Raw genomic sequence first — 17,039 nt, 5'->3', positions numbered from 1 at the left:
CTTGACTATTCCATATACCCATAACCGTAATAGCCTTCTCTCTTCCCGAGCTTTTTGTTGTTGAGAACAACCCCGAGCAGGTTGGCCCCGGCCGTCTTCAGCTGCTCGACTGCGCGAACGGCCGAATCCCGCTTTGTTTTGCTCGCGTCCACGACGAGAATGCACCCGTCCGTCTCTCTCGCCAGCACCATGGCATCGCTCACAATGAGCGGAGGACTGTCCACGACGATCATGTCAAAGTTGTTGCGCAGCTGCTCCAGCAATTCCCCCAGTCGCGGCGTTCCCAACAGTTCAGCCGGATTGTGGGGAATCGGCCCCGCTGTCACGATCGACAAATTCGGAACGCCCGCATCCTGAATGATGTCGGAAAACTGGCACATCCCGGTCATATAAGAACTGATCCCGTACAAATTCGGCATCTCAAACGTGAAATGAATGCGCGGATTGCGCAAGTCGAAATCGATCAGCACCGTCTTGCGCCGATCTTTTGCCATCATCAGCGACAAGTTGGCTGCCGTAATCGTCTTGCCCTCCGATGGCCCCGGGCTGCTCACCAAAACCGTCTGCAACCTTTGTCCCTGTGTGGAAAACGAAATGTTCAGCTTCAAGGTGCGGTAGCCTTCCACCAGGGGAGACAGTGGCTCCCAATGGGCGATCAGCTTCTGGTAACGATCGTCAGGCTTCTGCCTTCTCATACTCGCTTCTTACCTCCTCCGCCCTTTTTTGCCGCAAGTGCTTCTTTGTCTTTTTGTCGATGACGGCGATGGTGGCGAGCACAGGCAGGCCCAAATATTCCTCCACTTCCTTTTCCGATCTCAGCCGTGTATCGAGATGCTCCATGAAAAACACAACGCCTACAGAAGTAGCCAGCCCAAGCACAAAGCCGATAATCGAGTTGAGCAGCGGCTTCGGACTGACAGGCTTGGCTGCCGGGTTATCGCGCGCTTCCGCCAAAATGTGCACGTTGTTCATGCTCAACATTTTGACCACTTCTTCCTGGAAGGTCGTGGCAATCGTGTTGGCAATCAGCACGGCTCGCTTTTGATCAGGGTCTTCCACTGTAATAGAAATGACTTGCGAATCTTTGACCGGCTCTACTTTCGTATGCAGCAACAGCTCATCCATGCTCGCTTCCGGCCCGAGTGTCTGCACGACTCTCTCCATGATTCGCGGACTCTCGATAATGACCCGGTACGTCTCGATCAGCTTGAGATTGGAGTCAATCTCGGCAACCGACAGCACTCCCTCCAGATTCGAGTCCAGCGAGCGATTCACCAAAATTTCCGTTTTTGCCTGATAGATCGGCGTCAATGCAAAAAAACTGATGAGTGCCGTTCCTATCGTAAAAATGGAAGTAATGGCGAGAATCACGCCCCAGCGTTTGGACAAAACCAGCAATATTTCCCGGAGATTCACGGTTTCATTCATTTTGCTCCCCCCTTCGCCCCTCCATGCTGTCACTCGCTTGATTCGGCAGTGGCTTGGCCTCACCGGCTTTCTCTGCGCCTTTCTCAACGACTTGCTCGCGAAAGGCAGACAGCCGACGGATCAACTTTTCCCGCTCCCCCTGGCTTATGATGTAGTAGTAAATCCCGTTGATCAGCTGGCCGTTTCCTTCCATCCGAATCGTCTCCACGCTTGATACGGCCGTACCGTAGCTTTGAACAAGCATTTTCATGTCGTCAAAGGTCATGTTCGTCTTCACGTATTTCCCCATGGTATCGAGGACTCCGTTCAAGGTAGAGGGAGACGCCAAAGCCCCCTTTTTTTGCATCAGCGCTTTGATAAGCAGTTGCTGTCGCTCGTTTCTCCCCAAATCTCCCCGCGGGTCTTCATAGCGCATGCGCGCATACACGAGCGCCTGCTTTCCATCCAGGTGAATCGGCCCCAGCGGAAAGTGATAATCGGCGTAGGTAAAAGCGAGCTTGTTCTCGACATCCACACCGCCCAACGTGTCGATGATCCCGGCGAAGCCTTCCATGTTGGCGGCCACCACGTAATCGACAGGCGCGGAAATAAATTGCTCGACGGTGTCAACGGCTTGTTGCAGTCCGCCAAATGCGTAGGCGTGGTTAATTTTATCCAGCGTTTTCGAATGGGCCAGCTGCGTGCGCGTGTCCCGTGGAATGCTGACCAACAGCGCCGATTTTGTCTGCGGATTGACCGTCAACACGAGGATCACATCCGAGCGCCCCTTGTCGTTTTCCCGTTCATCGATCCCGAGCAAGAGCAAGGTGACGGGTTCGTGCACTTCTGCTTTCTCTGGCTGCACAGCAGGTTGTGCAGGCTGGGCTTGCTTTTCTGCTCGCTCTTGCTGCCTCACGGTTGGCGCAGGAAGGGAAGACGCCTTGGTCTTCTCCGTCCGCAGCGGGACGTACATGCTGTTTACGGTCTGTTTGATCGAAAAATAGACGTAAGTCGCATACCCTCCCAGTCCAACCAGACAGGCAATCCCCCCTGCCAGCAGGATGCGCGCCCACTTTTGCCTCGCTGTCCGCGCGATTCGCTCTTTCCTCGTCGTCTCTTTCATCCTGTGGCTACCGAGAAAGGAACTGGCTTGGCGTCGTCGACAGGCTGGGAGGCAGACTGATAGCTCGGAATGACCGCCTGCAAGATTTCAATCATTTTCGAGTGATCCTCGATCAGCCCGCCCTTTTTGGCCAACTGCTCCAAACGGGAAATCGCAGACAACAGCTCGCTCCAGGAAAAGTCGAGCGGCTTTCCGATGAAAATGCGGTCGTGGCACGTCGAAGTCAGCCCTTCTTCCGCCGTCAAAAGTTCCTCGTACAGCTTTTCACCCGAACGGATGCCTGTGTAGACGACCGGGATATCTTTTTCCGGCTCCAGGCCCGCCAAGCGGATCAGGTCCTTCGCCATATCGACGATTTTGACGGGTTTGCCCATGTCGAGCACGAAAATCTCGCCACCGTGCGCCAGCGCGCCAGCCTGAATGACCAGTTGGGCCGCTTCGGGAATAGTCATGAAATACCGTTCCATCTCCGGATGCGTGATCGTCACCGGACCGCCCGCCCGAATTTGATCGAGAAAAATCGGCACGACGCTGCCTCTGCTTCCGAGAACATTGCCAAAGCGAACCGCCGCAAAACGAGTGTGACCAAAGCGGTTATATCCCTGGATCAAAAGCTCGGCAATGCGCTTCGTGGCGCCCATCACGCTCGTCGGATTGACGGCCTTGTCGGTGGAAATCAGGATGAAGTGCTCGGCTTGCGCTTCCAGGGCGCATTCGGCCACATTTTTCGTTCCCAAAATGTTGTTTTTCAACGCTTCACTCGGGTTTTGTTCCATGAGGGGCACATGCTTGTGGGCGGCGGCGTGAAAGATGACGGCAGGACGATACTCGCTCATGATCGCAGCAATCCGCTGCCGATCGCGTATATCTGCGATGAGGCTTGCTGTAGACAATTCAGGAAATGCTCGCTTCAGCTCCAGACTGATCTCGAAAATGCCGTTTTCCTCATTTCCAAGCAAAAGCAGTTTCCCTGGGCCAAATCTAGCGATCTGACGGCAAAGCTCCGAACCGATAGACCCCCCGGCTCCGGTAACAAGTACGACTTGCTGGCGCAAATAACCCGTGATTTCTTCTAAATTCATTTCCACCGTCTCGCGCCCGAGCAAGTCCTCCAGCTTAACGTTGCGAATCATGCCCATGCTGATTTTCCCGCTGAGAATATCCGAGACGTGCGGCAAAATTTTGACGCTTGCCTTCGTCGTCTTGCAAATATCAAAAATGTCGCGGATCGTTTGACGCGACGCAGACGGCATGGCGATCACAATATCGGAAATCGCGTGCCGCTGTACGATGCGCGGGATGTCTTCCCTGCTCCCGATTACGGGCAAGCCGTACACGCGCAAATTTTGCTTGCTCGGCTCGTCGTCAATGAAAGCGATCGGCCGTTGCTCGGACAGCGGCGACCGCCGCATCTCCCTGGCAACGAGCACGCCTGCGCTGCCGGCCCCGACAATCAAGGTGCGCCTACGATCCAGGCTCCTTTTGTCGCGTTCCTCATACCACCATTTCCACAGAAAACGCGAGCCTGTGATCCCGGCAAGCACGAACGTCCAGGCAATCAAAAACAAAGATATCGGAAACCGGATTGGCATCCACAGCCAATGCCCCAGCGTGTTCAGGAAAAAAGCGAGAATCAGGATGGACAAACTCGTCGCCTTGACAATCGAGGCAAGCTCGCCCGCACTGACGTAACGGTAGACGGGTCGGTACAACTCGGCGAGATGCATCCCCGCCAAAACGAACAGCACATGTCCAATGATCAAATAAAGAGGGCGATGCTCGTATATTTCGGCAAAAGAAAAATCAAATCGAACCAGGCAGGCCAGCCAAACAGCCAAACTGATAATTCCTGCGTCCGATAAGCTTAACCAGAATCTTCTCTTCCGGTAGCTCATATTCATCCGCTCCAGGCAGTCTAGATTCGCAATCGTGGCTGCATCTACAAGCGCCAGACAACGATATCAGACGGGCATGTTTTTTGATTCAACACGCTTTTCACATCTGCAATCACTCCGCAGTTTTGGTGCAGCAAAGACGACAGCTCAGCCCAGCTCAGATGGACGTATTTCGCGTGCGGCACAGCCAGAACCAGCGCATCGGCAGGCTGCAATTCGTCCCATTCCCTCAGCTTGATGCCGTACTCTGACCATGTCTTCTCCGGGTCTGCCAAATCGTCTGTCACCTGAACTTCCACGCCAAATTCCCGCAGCTCATGGACGATGTCGATCACTCTGCTGTTGCGAATATCCGACACATTTTCCTTGAACGTCATCCCCAAAATCGTGACGCGTGAGCCTTGAATCGGAATATGACGCCAGATCATCTGCTTGACCAGGGAGGTCGCGACGAATTTTCCCATCCCGTCGTTGATGCGCCGTCCCGCCAAAATCACCTGCGGATGGTAGCCTACGCGCTCCGCCTGATAGGTCAAATAGTAAGGGTCCACTCCAATGCAATGACCGCCGACCAGTCCTGGCGAAAACGGAAGAAAATTCCATTTTGTTCCAGCCGCCTCCAGCACGTCGGCTGTTTCGATTCCCAGTCGGTCAAAGATGATCGCCAATTCGTTGATCAACGCAATATTCAGGTCGCGCTGCGTATTTTCAATCACCTTGGCTGCCTCTGCCACCTGAATCGAGGACGCTTTATGAATCCCTGCTTCGACTACCAGCCCGTACATTTGCGCGATCTCGTCACACGTTGCCTGATCCTGCCCGGAGACGACCTTGACGATCTGGGCGAGTCTGCGCTCCTTGTCCCCCGGATTGATCCGCTCGGGCGAATAGCCGACAAAAAAATCGGCACCTGCCCGCATCCCGGATGAGCGCTCCAGCGCCGGAATGCACGTTTCCTCCGTCGCGCCAGGGTATACGGTCGATTCATAGACGACGATCGCTCCTGGCTGCAAATGCTTTCCTACTGTCTCGGAGGCGAGCAGCAACGCCTTCAAGTCAGGGCGCTTGGCGTCATCCACAGGCGTAGGCACGGTCACGATGATAAAGTCGCATTCCGCAAGCAGCCCGGGATCATCCGTATACGTGATGCTGGAACGTGCCAGCTCGTCAGCCGTCAGCTCTCCCGTCTCATCCCGCCCTGTCTGTAGCGCGGCAATGCGCGCAGCGTCCACGTCGTAGCCGATCACCGGAACCTTTTGCCCAAAAGCAGCCGCAACAGGCAAGCCCACATACCCGAGTCCTACGACTCCTACTTTTTTACGCATGGGCATCACCGTAATAATCAAGATACCAATCGACAAAACGGGAAATTCCTACCTCGACCGGAGTATCTGGCCGAAAGCCCGTTTCTGCGAACAGCGCATCGACCGAGGCGAAAGTAGCAGGCACGTCTCCTGGCTGAATCGGCATGTACTGGCGGTTGGCTGGCCGTTTCAGCTTCTGTTCCAGCAGTTCGAGGAACGAAAGCAGCTCCACAGGCCGATGATTCCCGATATTCAAGACTTTGTGCGGCGCCTTTCCGTCTTTTGGTTCAGGCAAACGATCCATGAGTCGCAAGATGCCCTCGACCACATCATCAATGTAAGTAAAGTCCCGGATCATTTTTCCGTAGTTGAAAATGCTCACTGGCTCCCCCGCCAAAATCGCCTTCGTGAACGCATAGAGCGCCATGTCCGGGCGGCCCCACGGCCCGTAGACGGTAAAAAACCGCAGCCCGGTCGCCGGAATGTTGTACAGATGGCTGTACGTGTACGCCATCAGCTCGTTCGCTTTTTTCGTGGCGGCGTACAGGCTGTTCGGCTCATCCACCCGGTCGCCCTCGGAAAAGGGGAGTTTCTTGTTCCCGCCGTAGACGGAGCTGGAAGAAGCGTAGAGCAAGTGCTTGACCCCTGTGTGCCGGCAGCCTTCCAATATATGCAAAAATCCCGTGATGTTGGAGGACGTGTATACGTGAGGGTTTTCCAGGCTATACCTGACTCCAGCCTGCGCCGCCAGATGGATGACCCGCTCCGGTTGCATTTTGCGGAACAACTCGTCCATTGTCGTCTGATCGGCTATATCTGCTTGATAGAAGTGGAACTGTTCGAACTCTTGCAGCATCGACAGTCTTTTTGCCTTCAAGCGGGGATCGTAATACTCGTTGCAATTATCCACCCCCCATACGACTTCCCCTCCTTCCAAAAGTCTTTTCGCTACGTGAAATCCAATGAATCCAGCAGTTCCTGTCACCAAAATCGACATACATTCCACCTCTTTGCTTATTCATACGGAGGTTCTAGGACAAATATGCCAGTAGGATGAGGACGGCCAGGAACGGTTCAGGAAGACTAGGACACTTTTGCCAGGCAAACAAGCTCTTGCCTGTTTTGCAAAATGGTTGTCAACTTTTTTCGTTTTTTGAATGAAATGAAAGAAGACAATCTAATCTTGTCTGACTATTTTTTCAAAGTGGAGGAGATTGATGCATGATGCTTGATGTAAAGTCCTACGGGGCGCGAGGAGATGGGGTGACAGATGATACGCAGGCGATATCCGCCGCGCTGGCAGCCGCGGTCAACCAGCAAATTCCGCTGTATTTTCCCCCGGGAACCTATATCATTGAACCGAAAAGACTGGCTGTCACACTAGGGAAAGGCAAAAGCCTGGTGCTGCAGGGTGCCGGTCCTTTTTCCGTTTTGAAACGAAAAGCCAATTCTACCGCCGAGGACTGGAGGTGGCTGTTTTCGATCACCTCAGTGGGCGGAGACGCTGATTCGTTTGTCGTGTCCAATCTGAAAATCGACTCCAATGCGCGCGAAAATCCCGTTCCGCCAGAACCATATGCCTATGAGCACTCCGCCGACTTCTACATTCGCGGCGACGGACCTGGAAGCTATATCAACTACGTGCTGCTGAGTCACATATGGTGCACCGATGCCGTAGCCGATCATTTTTACTTCGCCGGAGAAGCGAACTGCTACGTCCGCTCCGTGTCGATCAGCGACTTTACGAGCGACAACCGGACACGCACCCGCTCCGACATCACGGTCACCGGAGGCTTGGAGCGTCTGAACGCTGTCAATGTTTCCTGCGACCGCTTTGAAGTAGAGCTGAATGAAGCATACGACGGCAAGCTCCCGATGATCGCCAATCTGAGCAATATTCACTGCCGCCAACAGCTCGATCTGGAAGGGATTGCGACAGCGCCGATTCGCGTCCAGGGAAGCCACCTCGTCTCGCTTGCCAGCTTCAGCCTGAGCTGCTTGACTGGCACGATCAGCGCCTCTACCTTTTATACCGCTGCCGCGCAGAAAAACCGGGTCAACTTCATGCGGAACATGACTTTCCACCAGTGCAACTGGGTTCTGCATACAACCTCGCAAGGCGCAGCCAAAACAATCGGCAGCGGCCTGACTATCGACTACAACAACGTCGGTCTTGTGTTTGACGGCTGCTGCTTCGAGGCCGCCGATAGCGCTGCCGTGATCGATGGCTACGCGCTCAGCTTTGATCCATGGGATGTCCCGGCGCAACGAATCGTGACGGTCCGCAACTGCGCGTTCGACCCCCGCCTCAAGCAAAACCTGTACCTGAACCGCTGCGGCAATGTGTATCTGGAAAACAACCGCTACTCCGGCAGCGATCATGTGATTGCGCTGTACGGCTCCGGTTCATACCCGCTTTTTCTCACCGTGGACGGCGGAGATTTCAGCCAGGTCACCGGAAAAATGTTTTATCACAAAGCGGCTGACAAAGTCACACTTTCCATGAAAAACGTGCCCGTACCCGTCAGCCTGACGAGCGGCTACAACTCTGACAACTCTTCCTACCTCCCCAACGTGGCGATTAACGAGCGAATCGTCTACGTCAGCACTCCTCCCAGCTCGTCGGTTAAATACGGAGGGATCAAAGGCGACACGCTCCGGCTGATCACGCCTGTCAACGGGCAGCCGTGCGAGTGGATCGCTACCACGACAAACAAGACCGCCTGCACGTGGCTGGCGACCAAAACCGCAAAAAGCTAACTTTCCAGCACAAAAAAACATCCCTCCTCCCCGGTGAACTTGCCCGGGCGAGAAGAGATGTTTTTTATTAGGCAATCCGCTCCAGATCCGGATTGTATCGCTTCACATAGTCATAGATTTCGTCACCGATGAGACGCACGTGGTTCAGATCGCTTGTCTTTTCGGACAGGTGTTGAACCAATTGTTCGGTGCCTTGCTCAATCCGTCTTTTGGCTGCTTCTGGCAAGGTGAGGACGTGCGGGACGAGCAGTTGCAGGTACCAGTTCCCTTTGTCCTCCTCGGATACATCGATTTCCAGCTCCATATCTTTGCTGTCGAAATCGTAGAGGTGATTGAACAGCGCTTCTCTGATTTCCAGCGTCAGCGCGGAAATATCGATTTTTGCCACACCCAGATAATACTCCTCGTTGAACAACACGATCTTCTCGTCAATTTGCTGATACTTTTTTGCAAGCGGATTCATTGTCTCGTTCCCCTTCCAGCTATCGCCACAATCTATCCTATAGCATACTATCTCCCCGAATCATTCGGCAACAAATTCGTCGGAAAATGTTGAATAGACAAAAAAGTTGCATGTTCAAGCGGCCTTTCCCTTATGTTTGTTTCAACGCCTGATTTTCCGCAGGCGCAGGCACCTCTCGCTGAATCAGCAACGAAGCCAGCAGACCTATGCCGAGGAGCAGCGCCAGTAACGCAAAAGTCAGCAAGTAGCTGCCGCTTTCCATCAAACGGATAGAGATAATAGGGCCGAGACTTGTTCCCGCAAATAGAACAAACGTGTAGACCGAAACGGCAATTCCGCGCGCCTTGCCTGCCAATTGGCCGACGAGAGAGACGAGCGCTGGAACGGAGAGCGCAATGCCCGCCACAAAAATGACACTCATCGCAATCAGCAAAGGCAAGCTGGCAATCAGCCCCAACGAAGCCAAGCCTGCCATCGCCAGCAGCAATCCGCCTCGCAGAACCGCGCGAACCCTAAAGCGCATCGCTACTCTTCCAGACAAAGGAGAAATCAGCATGCCCAAAACACCGACAGAGCGAACATAAAGAACTTCTGCTTTATTCAGGCCAAAATCGGGACCGCTCAAGTAATTGCCCAAAACGGTGTACATGCTGACAAAAGACATGAGCAGCACCAATGCCACCACATAGCACAGAACAAGGTTTTTTTGCGAAAATACTTTACCGATTTGCTTCAAAGGTTCCCATATATTCGCGTGTGGCTGTTGAATCTCTCCTTTTGGCAAGAAGCGCAGAATCAGAACCGCTGTTAAGGCATACACCCCTGCCAGGAGATAAAATACGGCGTTCCATCCGTGCTGTTCACTGATGAGGCTACTGACAACCTGCCCGACGATGCCTGCGACCAAAAACCCGGTGCTGATAAATCCGATCGTCGTCACCCGTTTGTCTGCCGGAAACATTTCTACCGCATAAGCAAGGGCAACTGGCGAAAACGTGGCTGCCGCAAAGCCTTGCAACCCTCTCAGCACAATCATCCAGGAGAAGCTTTCGACCATGCCAAGCAGCAAAGAGATGGCCGCAAGCGCAACAAGTCCAATCAAAATGACTTGCTTGCGTCCGTATTTATCCGATAATGCGCCATAAATCAGGCAGCCAATCGCAAAGCCGACCGAAAAAACACTTCCTGTAGCCGCTGCCTGCGTAGGCGTAATGCGATAAAGCTCGGCAAACAAGGAGATTAAAGGGATCGTTACATACAAACTGGACATGACGACCATGCCAGACCAGCATAAAATCGCCGCCATGAGCGAAAAGTTTCTTTTCGTTACTGCTGAACTCGCTGCTTGTGACATAAGGCACCTCTTTTCATAAATGTTGGAGCGTAAATGGACTAAGCTAGAAGCGTCTCCTTCGCTTTGATCATTTGCGGAAACTGCTTATCGTATAACGTTTTGTATCGACCGGAAAGGGTCAGCAGTCCTTCGTGCGTGCCCGCTTCGACAATCCTGCCTTTTTCCAAAACTACGATGTGATCGGCGCTTTGAATCGTGGAGAGACGATGGGCAATCACCAGGCAGGTTCGCCCGGGAAGCAGAGTGGAGAGCGCGCTTTGGATCAGTTGTTCCGATTCTGTATCCAACGCCGCTGTCGCTTCATCCAAAATAATCAAGCGTGGATTTTTCAACAACGCCCTCGCGATCGACAGCCGCTGTTTTTGACCGCCAGACAGCTTGACGCCCCTTTCTCCGACCAACGTATCGTACCCTTGCGGAAAAGCTTCAATAAACTCCAGAGCATTCGCAGCTCTCGCCGCTGCCTCGATCTCTTCGCGAGTGGCCTGTGGCTTTCCGTAGGCAATATTGTCCCGAATCGTTCCGTTAAGCAAGATGACATCCTGTGATACAATCCCGATTTGCGTGCGGAGCGATTCAAGCGTGACATCTGTTAGTGGATACCCATCGATGAAAATCGCTCCTTTTTGCACATCGTACAGACGGGCAATCAAGTGCGCGATGGTCGACTTCCCGGAACCAGACGAGCCAACCAATGCGGTAACTTGTTGAGGCTCTATTTGCAAATAAAAATTTTCCAAGACTGGCACGCCTTTTTCATAAGCGAAATCCACATTGTCAAACAGAATCTCTCCTTGAATGGGTGGTAAAATGATCGCTCTCTCTTTGTTCCGCACTGCTGGCACCGTCACCAGCACTTCATGGATTCGTTCATAGGCAGCCGAAGCTTGTTGAATTTTACTAACCATTCGGCTGAAGGAACGAACAGGTCCTTGCAGCAGACGCAAGTAAGCCAAATAGGCGACAATGTCTCCTACAGTAATGTGGTTGTGCATCGCCTGCCACGCACCAAAAAGCAGTACGAGTGTCATTCCGATGTAATTCAGCCACTCGATAATCGGCGGGAAGGACGCGGACAGCCGGGAAGCTTTCACGATTGAGGCCCGATTGATCTCGGTCAGTCCAGCGAATCGATCGATTTCATCGTTCTCGCTCGCAAATGATTTAATCACGCGAATCCCTGACAACGTATCCTGCAAATGATTGCTCAATTCGGCAGAGGATTGTCGTACCGTTCGATAGACCGACTTGATTCGTCCGCTGAAAAACCGCGACGTGTAGAACAGAAAAGGAAACGTGCTCATCAGCAAGAGCGCCAGTTGCCAGTCGACATACAGCAAATAACCGCATATGGCGATAAACGTGAAGAAATCGGCCACAATGGATAATGTGTCGGCCGAAACCAGTTCCTGCAACTGGTTGACATCACTCGTCAATCTGGACATGAGATCGCCGGTGCGATTGCGATCGAAAAAGTTCAAATCCAGGTTCACGGTATGTCGGTACAGCTTGTTCCGCAGTTGTGAAATCGCTCCTTGGCTGACAATCGTCATCACGAAGCTGCTAACAAACCGAAACACTCCCAACAGCAGCGCAGCTCCAACGATCGCGGCTCCCAGTTCAAACAAGGCAGCAATTTGTTGCTGGGGGATGACCTGATCAATGACGACTTTCGTCCACTGCGGAATGATAAATTCAAGGACGGAAATCGCCAGGATAGACGAAGCGGCTACCAAAACAAACTTCCATTGCCCTTTTGCTTGAAAAAACACCTCCCGGAGCATTTCTGAAAACAATCGATAACGGTGGGAACGGGATTTCATCGCATCACCTGAATTTCTCTTTAAAATAGTAAGACTATCTAACTATATGCACAAAAAAATTATCTGCCCACCCCTAACCTTTTTTCTATACTTCCATTCAATTTAACCAGAATTTTCTCAAACAGCTTGCGTTCCTCCGCATCCAAGTCGTCGAGCAAGGAAGCGCAAGTCGCCCAAAAGGTCGGCAGCACATTGTCAATCAAGTCCACTCCTTCTTCGGTAATACGGACATGAATCATGCGGCGATCTTTGGCGCTTTGCTCGCGGGCAATCCATTTTCTTTTTTCCAGCCAGTCGAGCAGAGCTGTTACAGAAGCCCGGCGAATCCCCAGCCGATCTGCGATGGCCGAAGGAGTGACCAGTTCTCTTTCCTCATGCAGCAGAAGCAAAAGCAACAAATCCAGCTTGCTCTCGGTAATTCCGAACGCAGACAAATCCTCGTCGATCACATCCAGGACATTGTCACTGAGCCACAACATCAGCAATCCCATCTGAGCCGATTTGCGATCCGTTCCCTTTGCCATCGTGTTGTTCATCAGTTGCAAATAAGGAGCGATCCCTAATTTGGGCAACTGTTGATCCACTGTGCTTTCTTTTGCCATGACATCACCTCTGTAATTCAATTAGATTATCTAACTAAAATCAGTTATATCTTATTTTGCCTGATCTTGCAAGCAGGAAACTTCTCGGTGAAGCCAACGGACACCTCCCTAACGAAATGAGGTTGCGCGGGTTTGGCACGACGGGAGCGTCCTTCTCTGGGCGCGGTGCCTTTTTATATATTCTGCTGTCTGTTTTGCAAAAAAGCTGCCACAGCAGCGTGTTTACACGCCTCTGCCTACCTGCCTCGGTTAGCAAAAAGAGCCTGCCACCTTGGGCAAGCTCCTCTGCTTTTGCAACATTCTTTTACAACAAAGTCGAGCCGTCCGCTACAGCCTGGGCGTCCTCGCGGGTGATGAGAACAGCTCGCGCCTTGCCTCCGCTCTGTCCAGCGACGTAGCCGTCCGCCTCCATCATCTCGATCAGGCGGGCAGCGCGGTTGTAGCCGACCCGGAAGCGGCGTTGCAGCCCGGATGCCGAAGCCTGACCCTGGTCTGCCACGAACAGCAGCGCCTCCATATACAGCGGATCATCCCCTGCATCAAAAGATTGCACCTGCTGCTCCAAATCTTCCTTGCTGAACAGGTACGACGGCTTGCGCTGCTTCTTGATCGCCTGCGTAATGCGCTCGATCTCATCGTCAGAGACGAAGTTGCCCTGCAAACGCACCGGGGTGGTGCCGCTCTCCAGGAACAGCATGTCGCCTCGTCCCAGCAACCGTTCCGCCCCCGACTGGTCGAGGATCGTGCGGGAATCCACCTGCGAGAATACGGCAAACGCCAAACGCGTCGGCACGTTTGCCTTGATGTTGCCCGTAATGACGTCCACCGAAGGCCGCTGGGTCGCGAGCAGCAAATGAATGCCGCAGGCGCGCGCTTTTTGCGCAATCCGGATGATGCAATCCTCCACATCCTGCGGGGAGACCATCATCAAGTCTGCCAACTCGTCAATGACAATCACGATATACGGCAGCTGATCGTCTGTCGTCTGGTTGTAGCGGTCAATATCCCGCACACCTGCGTCAACAAACAGGGCATAGCGCTTTTCCATTTCCTCGACCGCCCATTTCAGCGAGGCTGTCGCCTGCTTCGCGTCGGTCACAACAGGTGTGACGAGGTGCGGCAAATGGTTGTACGGTGCCAGCTCGACCATTTTCGGATCGATCAGCAAAAGCCGTACTTGTTCTGGCGTCGCTTTGTAAAGCAGGCTGACGATGATCGAGTTGATGCAGACGCTTTTCCCTGATCCGGTCGAGCCTGCGATCAGGCCGTGCGGCATTTTTTTGATATCCGCAATAATCGGCTCGCCGCCGATGTCCATGCCGAGGGCTACTGCCAATGGCGACGAATGCTGCTGGAACTTTTCCGATCCGATGATCTTCTCGATCAGTACAGGCTGGCTCGCCAAATTCGGAACCTCGATCCCGATCGCGTTTCGTCCCGGGATCGGCGCTTCGATCCGAATGTCCTTGGCCGCCAGATTCAGCTTGATGTCGTCGACCAAGCCGGTAATTTTGTTTACCTTCACGCCAGGAGCAGGCTGCAGCTCAAAGCGCGTGACGGAAGGGCCTTTGACGATCCCGACGACTGTTGCGCTCACGTTGAAGTTGGACAACGTTTCTTCCAAAAGCAGCTTTTGCAGTTGCGTATGCTCATCGTCGTCATCGCTTGGCGGCGGGCTCGGATTCAACAGCGCAAGCGTCGGCAAGCAGTACGGAGGTTCCGCGATTTCCGCTTCGCTTGGCTCGGATGGTGTGCTTGATTGCGCCGTACTTGCAGGTGGATTCGCGCTCGGACCCGGTGTTGCCACCCCGGCGGCTGGCGATGTCTGGAAGCCAGTCTGTTGTCCAGCGTTTGGCAGCTGGATCACGAGTGCTTGCTGTGCTGGTTGGGCGTTCTCTGTAGCAGCATCCGCCGCTAGAACCGGGGTTGCTTCGGCTGTTTCTGGCTTCGCTTCTGCCACGGTCAAGGTTGCTTCGGCCGATTCCAGCTTTGCTCCCGCTACGGTCAAAGTTGGCTCGTCCGATTCCGGCTTCACTCCTGCCACGGTCAAGCTTTCTTCGCCCATTTCCGGCTTCGCTCCCAACATGGTCAAAGTCGCTTCATCCGACTCCAGCTTCGCTCCTACCACAGTCGACGTTGCTTCATCCGACCCTGACTTCGCTCCCGCCACGGTCATTGTCGCTTCATCCGACTCTGGCTTCACTTCCGCCACGGTCAGCGTTGCTTCATCCGACTCTGACTTCACTCCCGCCACAGTCAGCGTTGCTTCATCCGACTCTGGCTTCACTCCTGCCACGGGCAAGCTTTCTTCGCCCGTTTCTGTCTTCGCTCCCAACACGGTCAACGTCGCTTCACCCGACTCCGGCTTCACTACTGCCATGGTCAAGCTTCCTTCGCCCGTCTCCAGCTTCGCTCCCACCACAGTCGACGTTGCTTCATCCGCCCCTGACTTCGCTCCCGCCACGTTCAGCGTTGCTTCATCAGACTCTGGCTTCGCTCCCGCCACGGTCATTGTCGCTTCATTCGACTCTGGCTTCACTCCTGTCACGGTCAACGTTGCTTCATCAGACTCCAGCCGCTTCACGCTCGCCACAGACGAAGCTTCACCGCCCGACTCCGGCATCGCACGCGCCAAAAGACGGTTGACATCCGCATCAAAATGATTGTTGCTTCCCGTAACAGCAGGCTTGGCGCTATCGACTATTTGCCCTTGTCCGTGAACAGCCGCGAAGCCCTCCTCGATTCCTGTGCGCACGGCGTCGCCTAGCGCTGCGATCAGCTTTTGCTGCGCCTGCGCTTCGCTCTCGTCGGTCACCGAACGCCCCTGCGCTGTTAACGTCGACTCCGCTGCTTCCGCGGTTTCAACCGCTTCACCTGCACCCGCTTGTTCTCGCACGACCACAAGCTCCACGTCAGGCTGTGCCTGCCCCTCCGCGATCTCCGCAGTTGCCGCGGCTTCGTGAAGTTCTCCCTCTGCCCCGGCTTGACCCGATGCAGATGCTGACTCTGGCTCCACTCCTGCGCTTGCGCCGCCACGTTCCGCATCCGCCAACTCGCCATCTGCTTCGGTTGCCGTCGCATGGTCGGTCGAGAGCACAACCGCTTGCGTCTCGCCTTCCTGATGAACCGCGCCGCTCGCTGCCCTTTGCTGCCATTCTTGCGTGTTTTCTGGACCTAGACCTGACTCATACGCCCCGTCCAGCTGCTCTGTCTGCCCTGGTTCAGTCGTCCATTCAGTTAGCTGCCCGACTTCTGTCTTCTCGCCGTCTCCGTGTTCACCGCCAACCATTTCTGGCGGCTCCACAACAATACGTCCAGGCTCCGAAACCGCTGCTTCCGCCTGCGAAGCCACAAAGGCCGCTGCTGCTGCCTGGTCCTGTGCATCCGCGATTTCCTCTGCTGCTTGCTCAAGCGGAACAGCTTTTTCCCCACCTTGCTCGCTGACCCGGCTGTCCGCCTTCGTCGCGCTTGCGGCATCAATGGTTGAATCGCTCGCAAAATCGTTTGCGGGGTCGCTTGCTGAACCCGCATCGCTCGCTGAATGCACATGCTCCCACGTCTCATCCGGGAAATAACGCTCGCTAATTTCCTGCTCCCACTGCTTGAGCTGCTGGAGATGCTCCTCCTGCTCCAGACGCGGGTACACGATACCGCCTGTCGTATGGATGCGATGCTCAGCCTCACGGGTAGCCGGGGTGATTTTGCCATACACGGGCGACACAATCTCCGATGGCTGGTACGCCTTCTTTCCTTCCGCAATCGAAGGCGCGCGCCCTGCGCTGTCCGGCTGTTTGACAGGCTCCCTTCTCGGTGTCTCGCGCTTGTACTCGGTGGAAGCAGACGGCTTTTTGTCTGCGCCCGTCTCTATAGGCTTGTCCGGTATGTATTCTTCGCGAGCAGCACGAAAAGACTCGCGGGAAGACTCCCTGACGCTTGGCTCCCGCCGTTCACGCACGGGCGGCTGAACTCGCTGGGCCTCTTCTGTCGCCTGCTGCTTCATTCTCTCTTTTCGCTTGTTCTCCAAATAATCGTCTGGCACGACAGGAAAACGAAACTGACGATCCCTGCGTGGACGCGCATCCTCTATATTCCGGCTACTTACCCGCTCTTTCGGGTAAATGCTTTTCGTCTTCGCTTGGGGCTGGCGGGGAGCCGGGCTTGCAGGAGGAGGACTCGCTGCCGGACGCCCTTCCACTACTTCATCTTGCTCCTCTTCGCCCTGAAAAAATTTCATCAGCTTTTGAAGCCACAACCACATGCTGCAACGTCCTTTCTTTGCTAACCATCTATTCCCTTTCATCTTACCAT

At 54.1% G+C, this 17,039-nt stretch carries 12 protein-coding genes; 1 reads left to right on the top strand and 11 read right to left on the bottom strand.

Annotated elements, in window-relative coordinates; genetic code table 11:
• Positions 1-5: 5 nt before the first annotated feature.
• The 6 genes from IRJ17_RS12520 to IRJ17_RS12495 are packed head-to-tail and all read right to left on the bottom strand — an operon-like array spanning position 6 to position 6,726.
• Entirely contained in the window at positions 6-695 is a 690-nt protein-coding gene (locus IRJ17_RS12520; protein ID WP_063228054.1) for a CpsD/CapB family tyrosine-protein kinase, read from the bottom strand.
• Positions 676-1,428: a YveK family protein gene (locus IRJ17_RS12515; RefSeq protein WP_122963951.1), complete on the bottom strand. Its 753-nt coding sequence runs from the start codon at positions 1,426-1,428 to the stop codon at positions 676-678. The genes IRJ17_RS12520 and IRJ17_RS12515 overlap by 20 nt, the downstream gene beginning before the upstream one ends.
• Entirely contained in the window at positions 1,421-2,530 is a 1,110-nt protein-coding gene (locus IRJ17_RS12510) for an LCP family glycopolymer transferase (RefSeq protein WP_242774899.1), read from the bottom strand. The genes IRJ17_RS12515 and IRJ17_RS12510 overlap by 8 nt, the downstream gene beginning before the upstream one ends.
• Positions 2,527-4,425 (bottom strand): polysaccharide biosynthesis protein, encoded by a 1,899-nt coding sequence (locus tag IRJ17_RS12505; protein WP_173596864.1) that lies wholly within the window; start codon positions 4,423-4,425, stop codon positions 2,527-2,529. Before IRJ17_RS12505 ends, IRJ17_RS12510 begins: the two co-directional genes overlap by 4 nt.
• Before the next feature lie 44 nt (positions 4,426-4,469).
• On the bottom strand, positions 4,470-5,750 hold the full coding sequence (locus tag IRJ17_RS12500; RefSeq protein WP_242775264.1) for a nucleotide sugar dehydrogenase: 1,281 nt from the start codon (positions 5,748-5,750) through the stop codon (positions 4,470-4,472).
• Positions 5,743-6,726, bottom strand: a complete 984-nt coding sequence (locus IRJ17_RS12495) for an NAD-dependent epimerase/dehydratase family protein (protein ID WP_122963947.1) — start codon at positions 6,724-6,726, stop codon at positions 5,743-5,745. Before IRJ17_RS12495 ends, IRJ17_RS12500 begins: the two co-directional genes overlap by 8 nt.
• A gap of 224 nt (positions 6,727-6,950) precedes the next feature.
• Here IRJ17_RS12495 and IRJ17_RS12490 point away from each other — a divergent pair, with 224 nt between their 5' ends.
• The gene (locus tag IRJ17_RS12490) at positions 6,951-8,489 is read left to right on the top strand and encodes a glycosyl hydrolase family 28-related protein (protein ID WP_122963946.1); all 1,539 of its coding nucleotides are present in this window, start codon (positions 6,951-6,953) and stop codon (positions 8,487-8,489) included.
• 67 nt (positions 8,490-8,556) lie between these two features.
• Here IRJ17_RS12490 and IRJ17_RS12485 read toward each other — a convergent pair whose 3' ends face one another.
• The 5 genes from IRJ17_RS12485 to IRJ17_RS12465 form a co-directional block, all read right to left on the bottom strand.
• Positions 8,557-8,952 (bottom strand): hypothetical protein, encoded by a 396-nt coding sequence (locus IRJ17_RS12485; protein WP_122963945.1) that lies wholly within the window; start codon positions 8,950-8,952, stop codon positions 8,557-8,559.
• Positions 8,953-9,082: 130 nt separating this feature from the next.
• Complete coding sequence (locus IRJ17_RS12480; RefSeq protein ID WP_242774896.1) at positions 9,083-10,306, bottom strand: MFS transporter; 1,224 nt, start codon at positions 10,304-10,306, stop codon at positions 9,083-9,085.
• A 38-nt stretch (positions 10,307-10,344) separates the two neighbouring features.
• Positions 10,345-12,129 (bottom strand): ABC transporter ATP-binding protein, encoded by a 1,785-nt coding sequence (locus IRJ17_RS12475; RefSeq protein ID WP_242774894.1) that lies wholly within the window; start codon positions 12,127-12,129, stop codon positions 10,345-10,347.
• Between the two features lie 59 nt (positions 12,130-12,188).
• A complete protein-coding gene (locus IRJ17_RS12470) occupies positions 12,189-12,731 on the bottom strand; it encodes a MarR family winged helix-turn-helix transcriptional regulator (protein WP_122963942.1) in 543 nt (180 codons plus the stop codon).
• 304 nt (positions 12,732-13,035) lie between these two features.
• On the bottom strand, positions 13,036-16,989 hold the full coding sequence (locus IRJ17_RS12465) for a DNA translocase FtsK (RefSeq protein ID WP_278189521.1): 3,954 nt from the start codon (positions 16,987-16,989) through the stop codon (positions 13,036-13,038).
• Positions 16,990-17,039: the final 50 nt, after the last annotated feature.

It is taken from the genome of Brevibacillus parabrevis, assembly GCF_022701015.1.
In the GTDB taxonomy this organism is placed as follows: Bacteria; Bacillota; Bacilli; order Brevibacillales; family Brevibacillaceae; genus Brevibacillus; species Brevibacillus parabrevis.
Note: the sequence above shows the minus strand (reverse complement) of the source record. Positions and strands in the feature narration are given on the sequence as shown.

Coding starts and splice junctions, on each gene's coding strand:
- IRJ17_RS12520 (WP_063228054.1), bottom strand. CDS start 695: ATGAGAAGGCAGAAGCCTGACGATCGTTACCAGAAGCTGATCGCCCAT.
- IRJ17_RS12515 (WP_122963951.1), bottom strand. CDS start 1,428: ATGAATGAAACCGTGAATCTCCGGGAAATATTGCTGGTTTTGTCCAAA.
- IRJ17_RS12510 (WP_242774899.1), bottom strand. CDS start 2,530: ATGAAAGAGACGACGAGGAAAGAGCGAATCGCGCGGACAGCGAGGCAA.
- IRJ17_RS12505 (WP_173596864.1), bottom strand. CDS start 4,425: ATGAGCTACCGGAAGAGAAGATTCTGGTTAAGCTTATCGGACGCAGGA.
- IRJ17_RS12500 (WP_242775264.1), bottom strand. CDS start 5,750: ATGCGTAAAAAAGTAGGAGTCGTAGGACTCGGGTATGTGGGCTTGCCT.
- IRJ17_RS12495 (WP_122963947.1), bottom strand. CDS start 6,726: ATGTCGATTTTGGTGACAGGAACTGCTGGATTCATTGGATTTCACGTA.
- IRJ17_RS12490 (WP_122963946.1), top strand. CDS start 6,951: ATGATGCTTGATGTAAAGTCCTACGGGGCGCGAGGAGATGGGGTGACA.
- IRJ17_RS12485 (WP_122963945.1), bottom strand. CDS start 8,952: ATGAATCCGCTTGCAAAAAAGTATCAGCAAATTGACGAGAAGATCGTG.
- IRJ17_RS12480 (WP_242774896.1), bottom strand. CDS start 10,306: ATGTCACAAGCAGCGAGTTCAGCAGTAACGAAAAGAAACTTTTCGCTC.
- IRJ17_RS12475 (WP_242774894.1), bottom strand. CDS start 12,129: ATGAAATCCCGTTCCCACCGTTATCGATTGTTTTCAGAAATGCTCCGG.
- IRJ17_RS12470 (WP_122963942.1), bottom strand. CDS start 12,731: ATGGCAAAAGAAAGCACAGTGGATCAACAGTTGCCCAAATTAGGGATC.
- IRJ17_RS12465 (WP_278189521.1), bottom strand. CDS start 16,989: ATGTGGTTGTGGCTTCAAAAGCTGATGAAATTTTTTCAGGGCGAAGAG.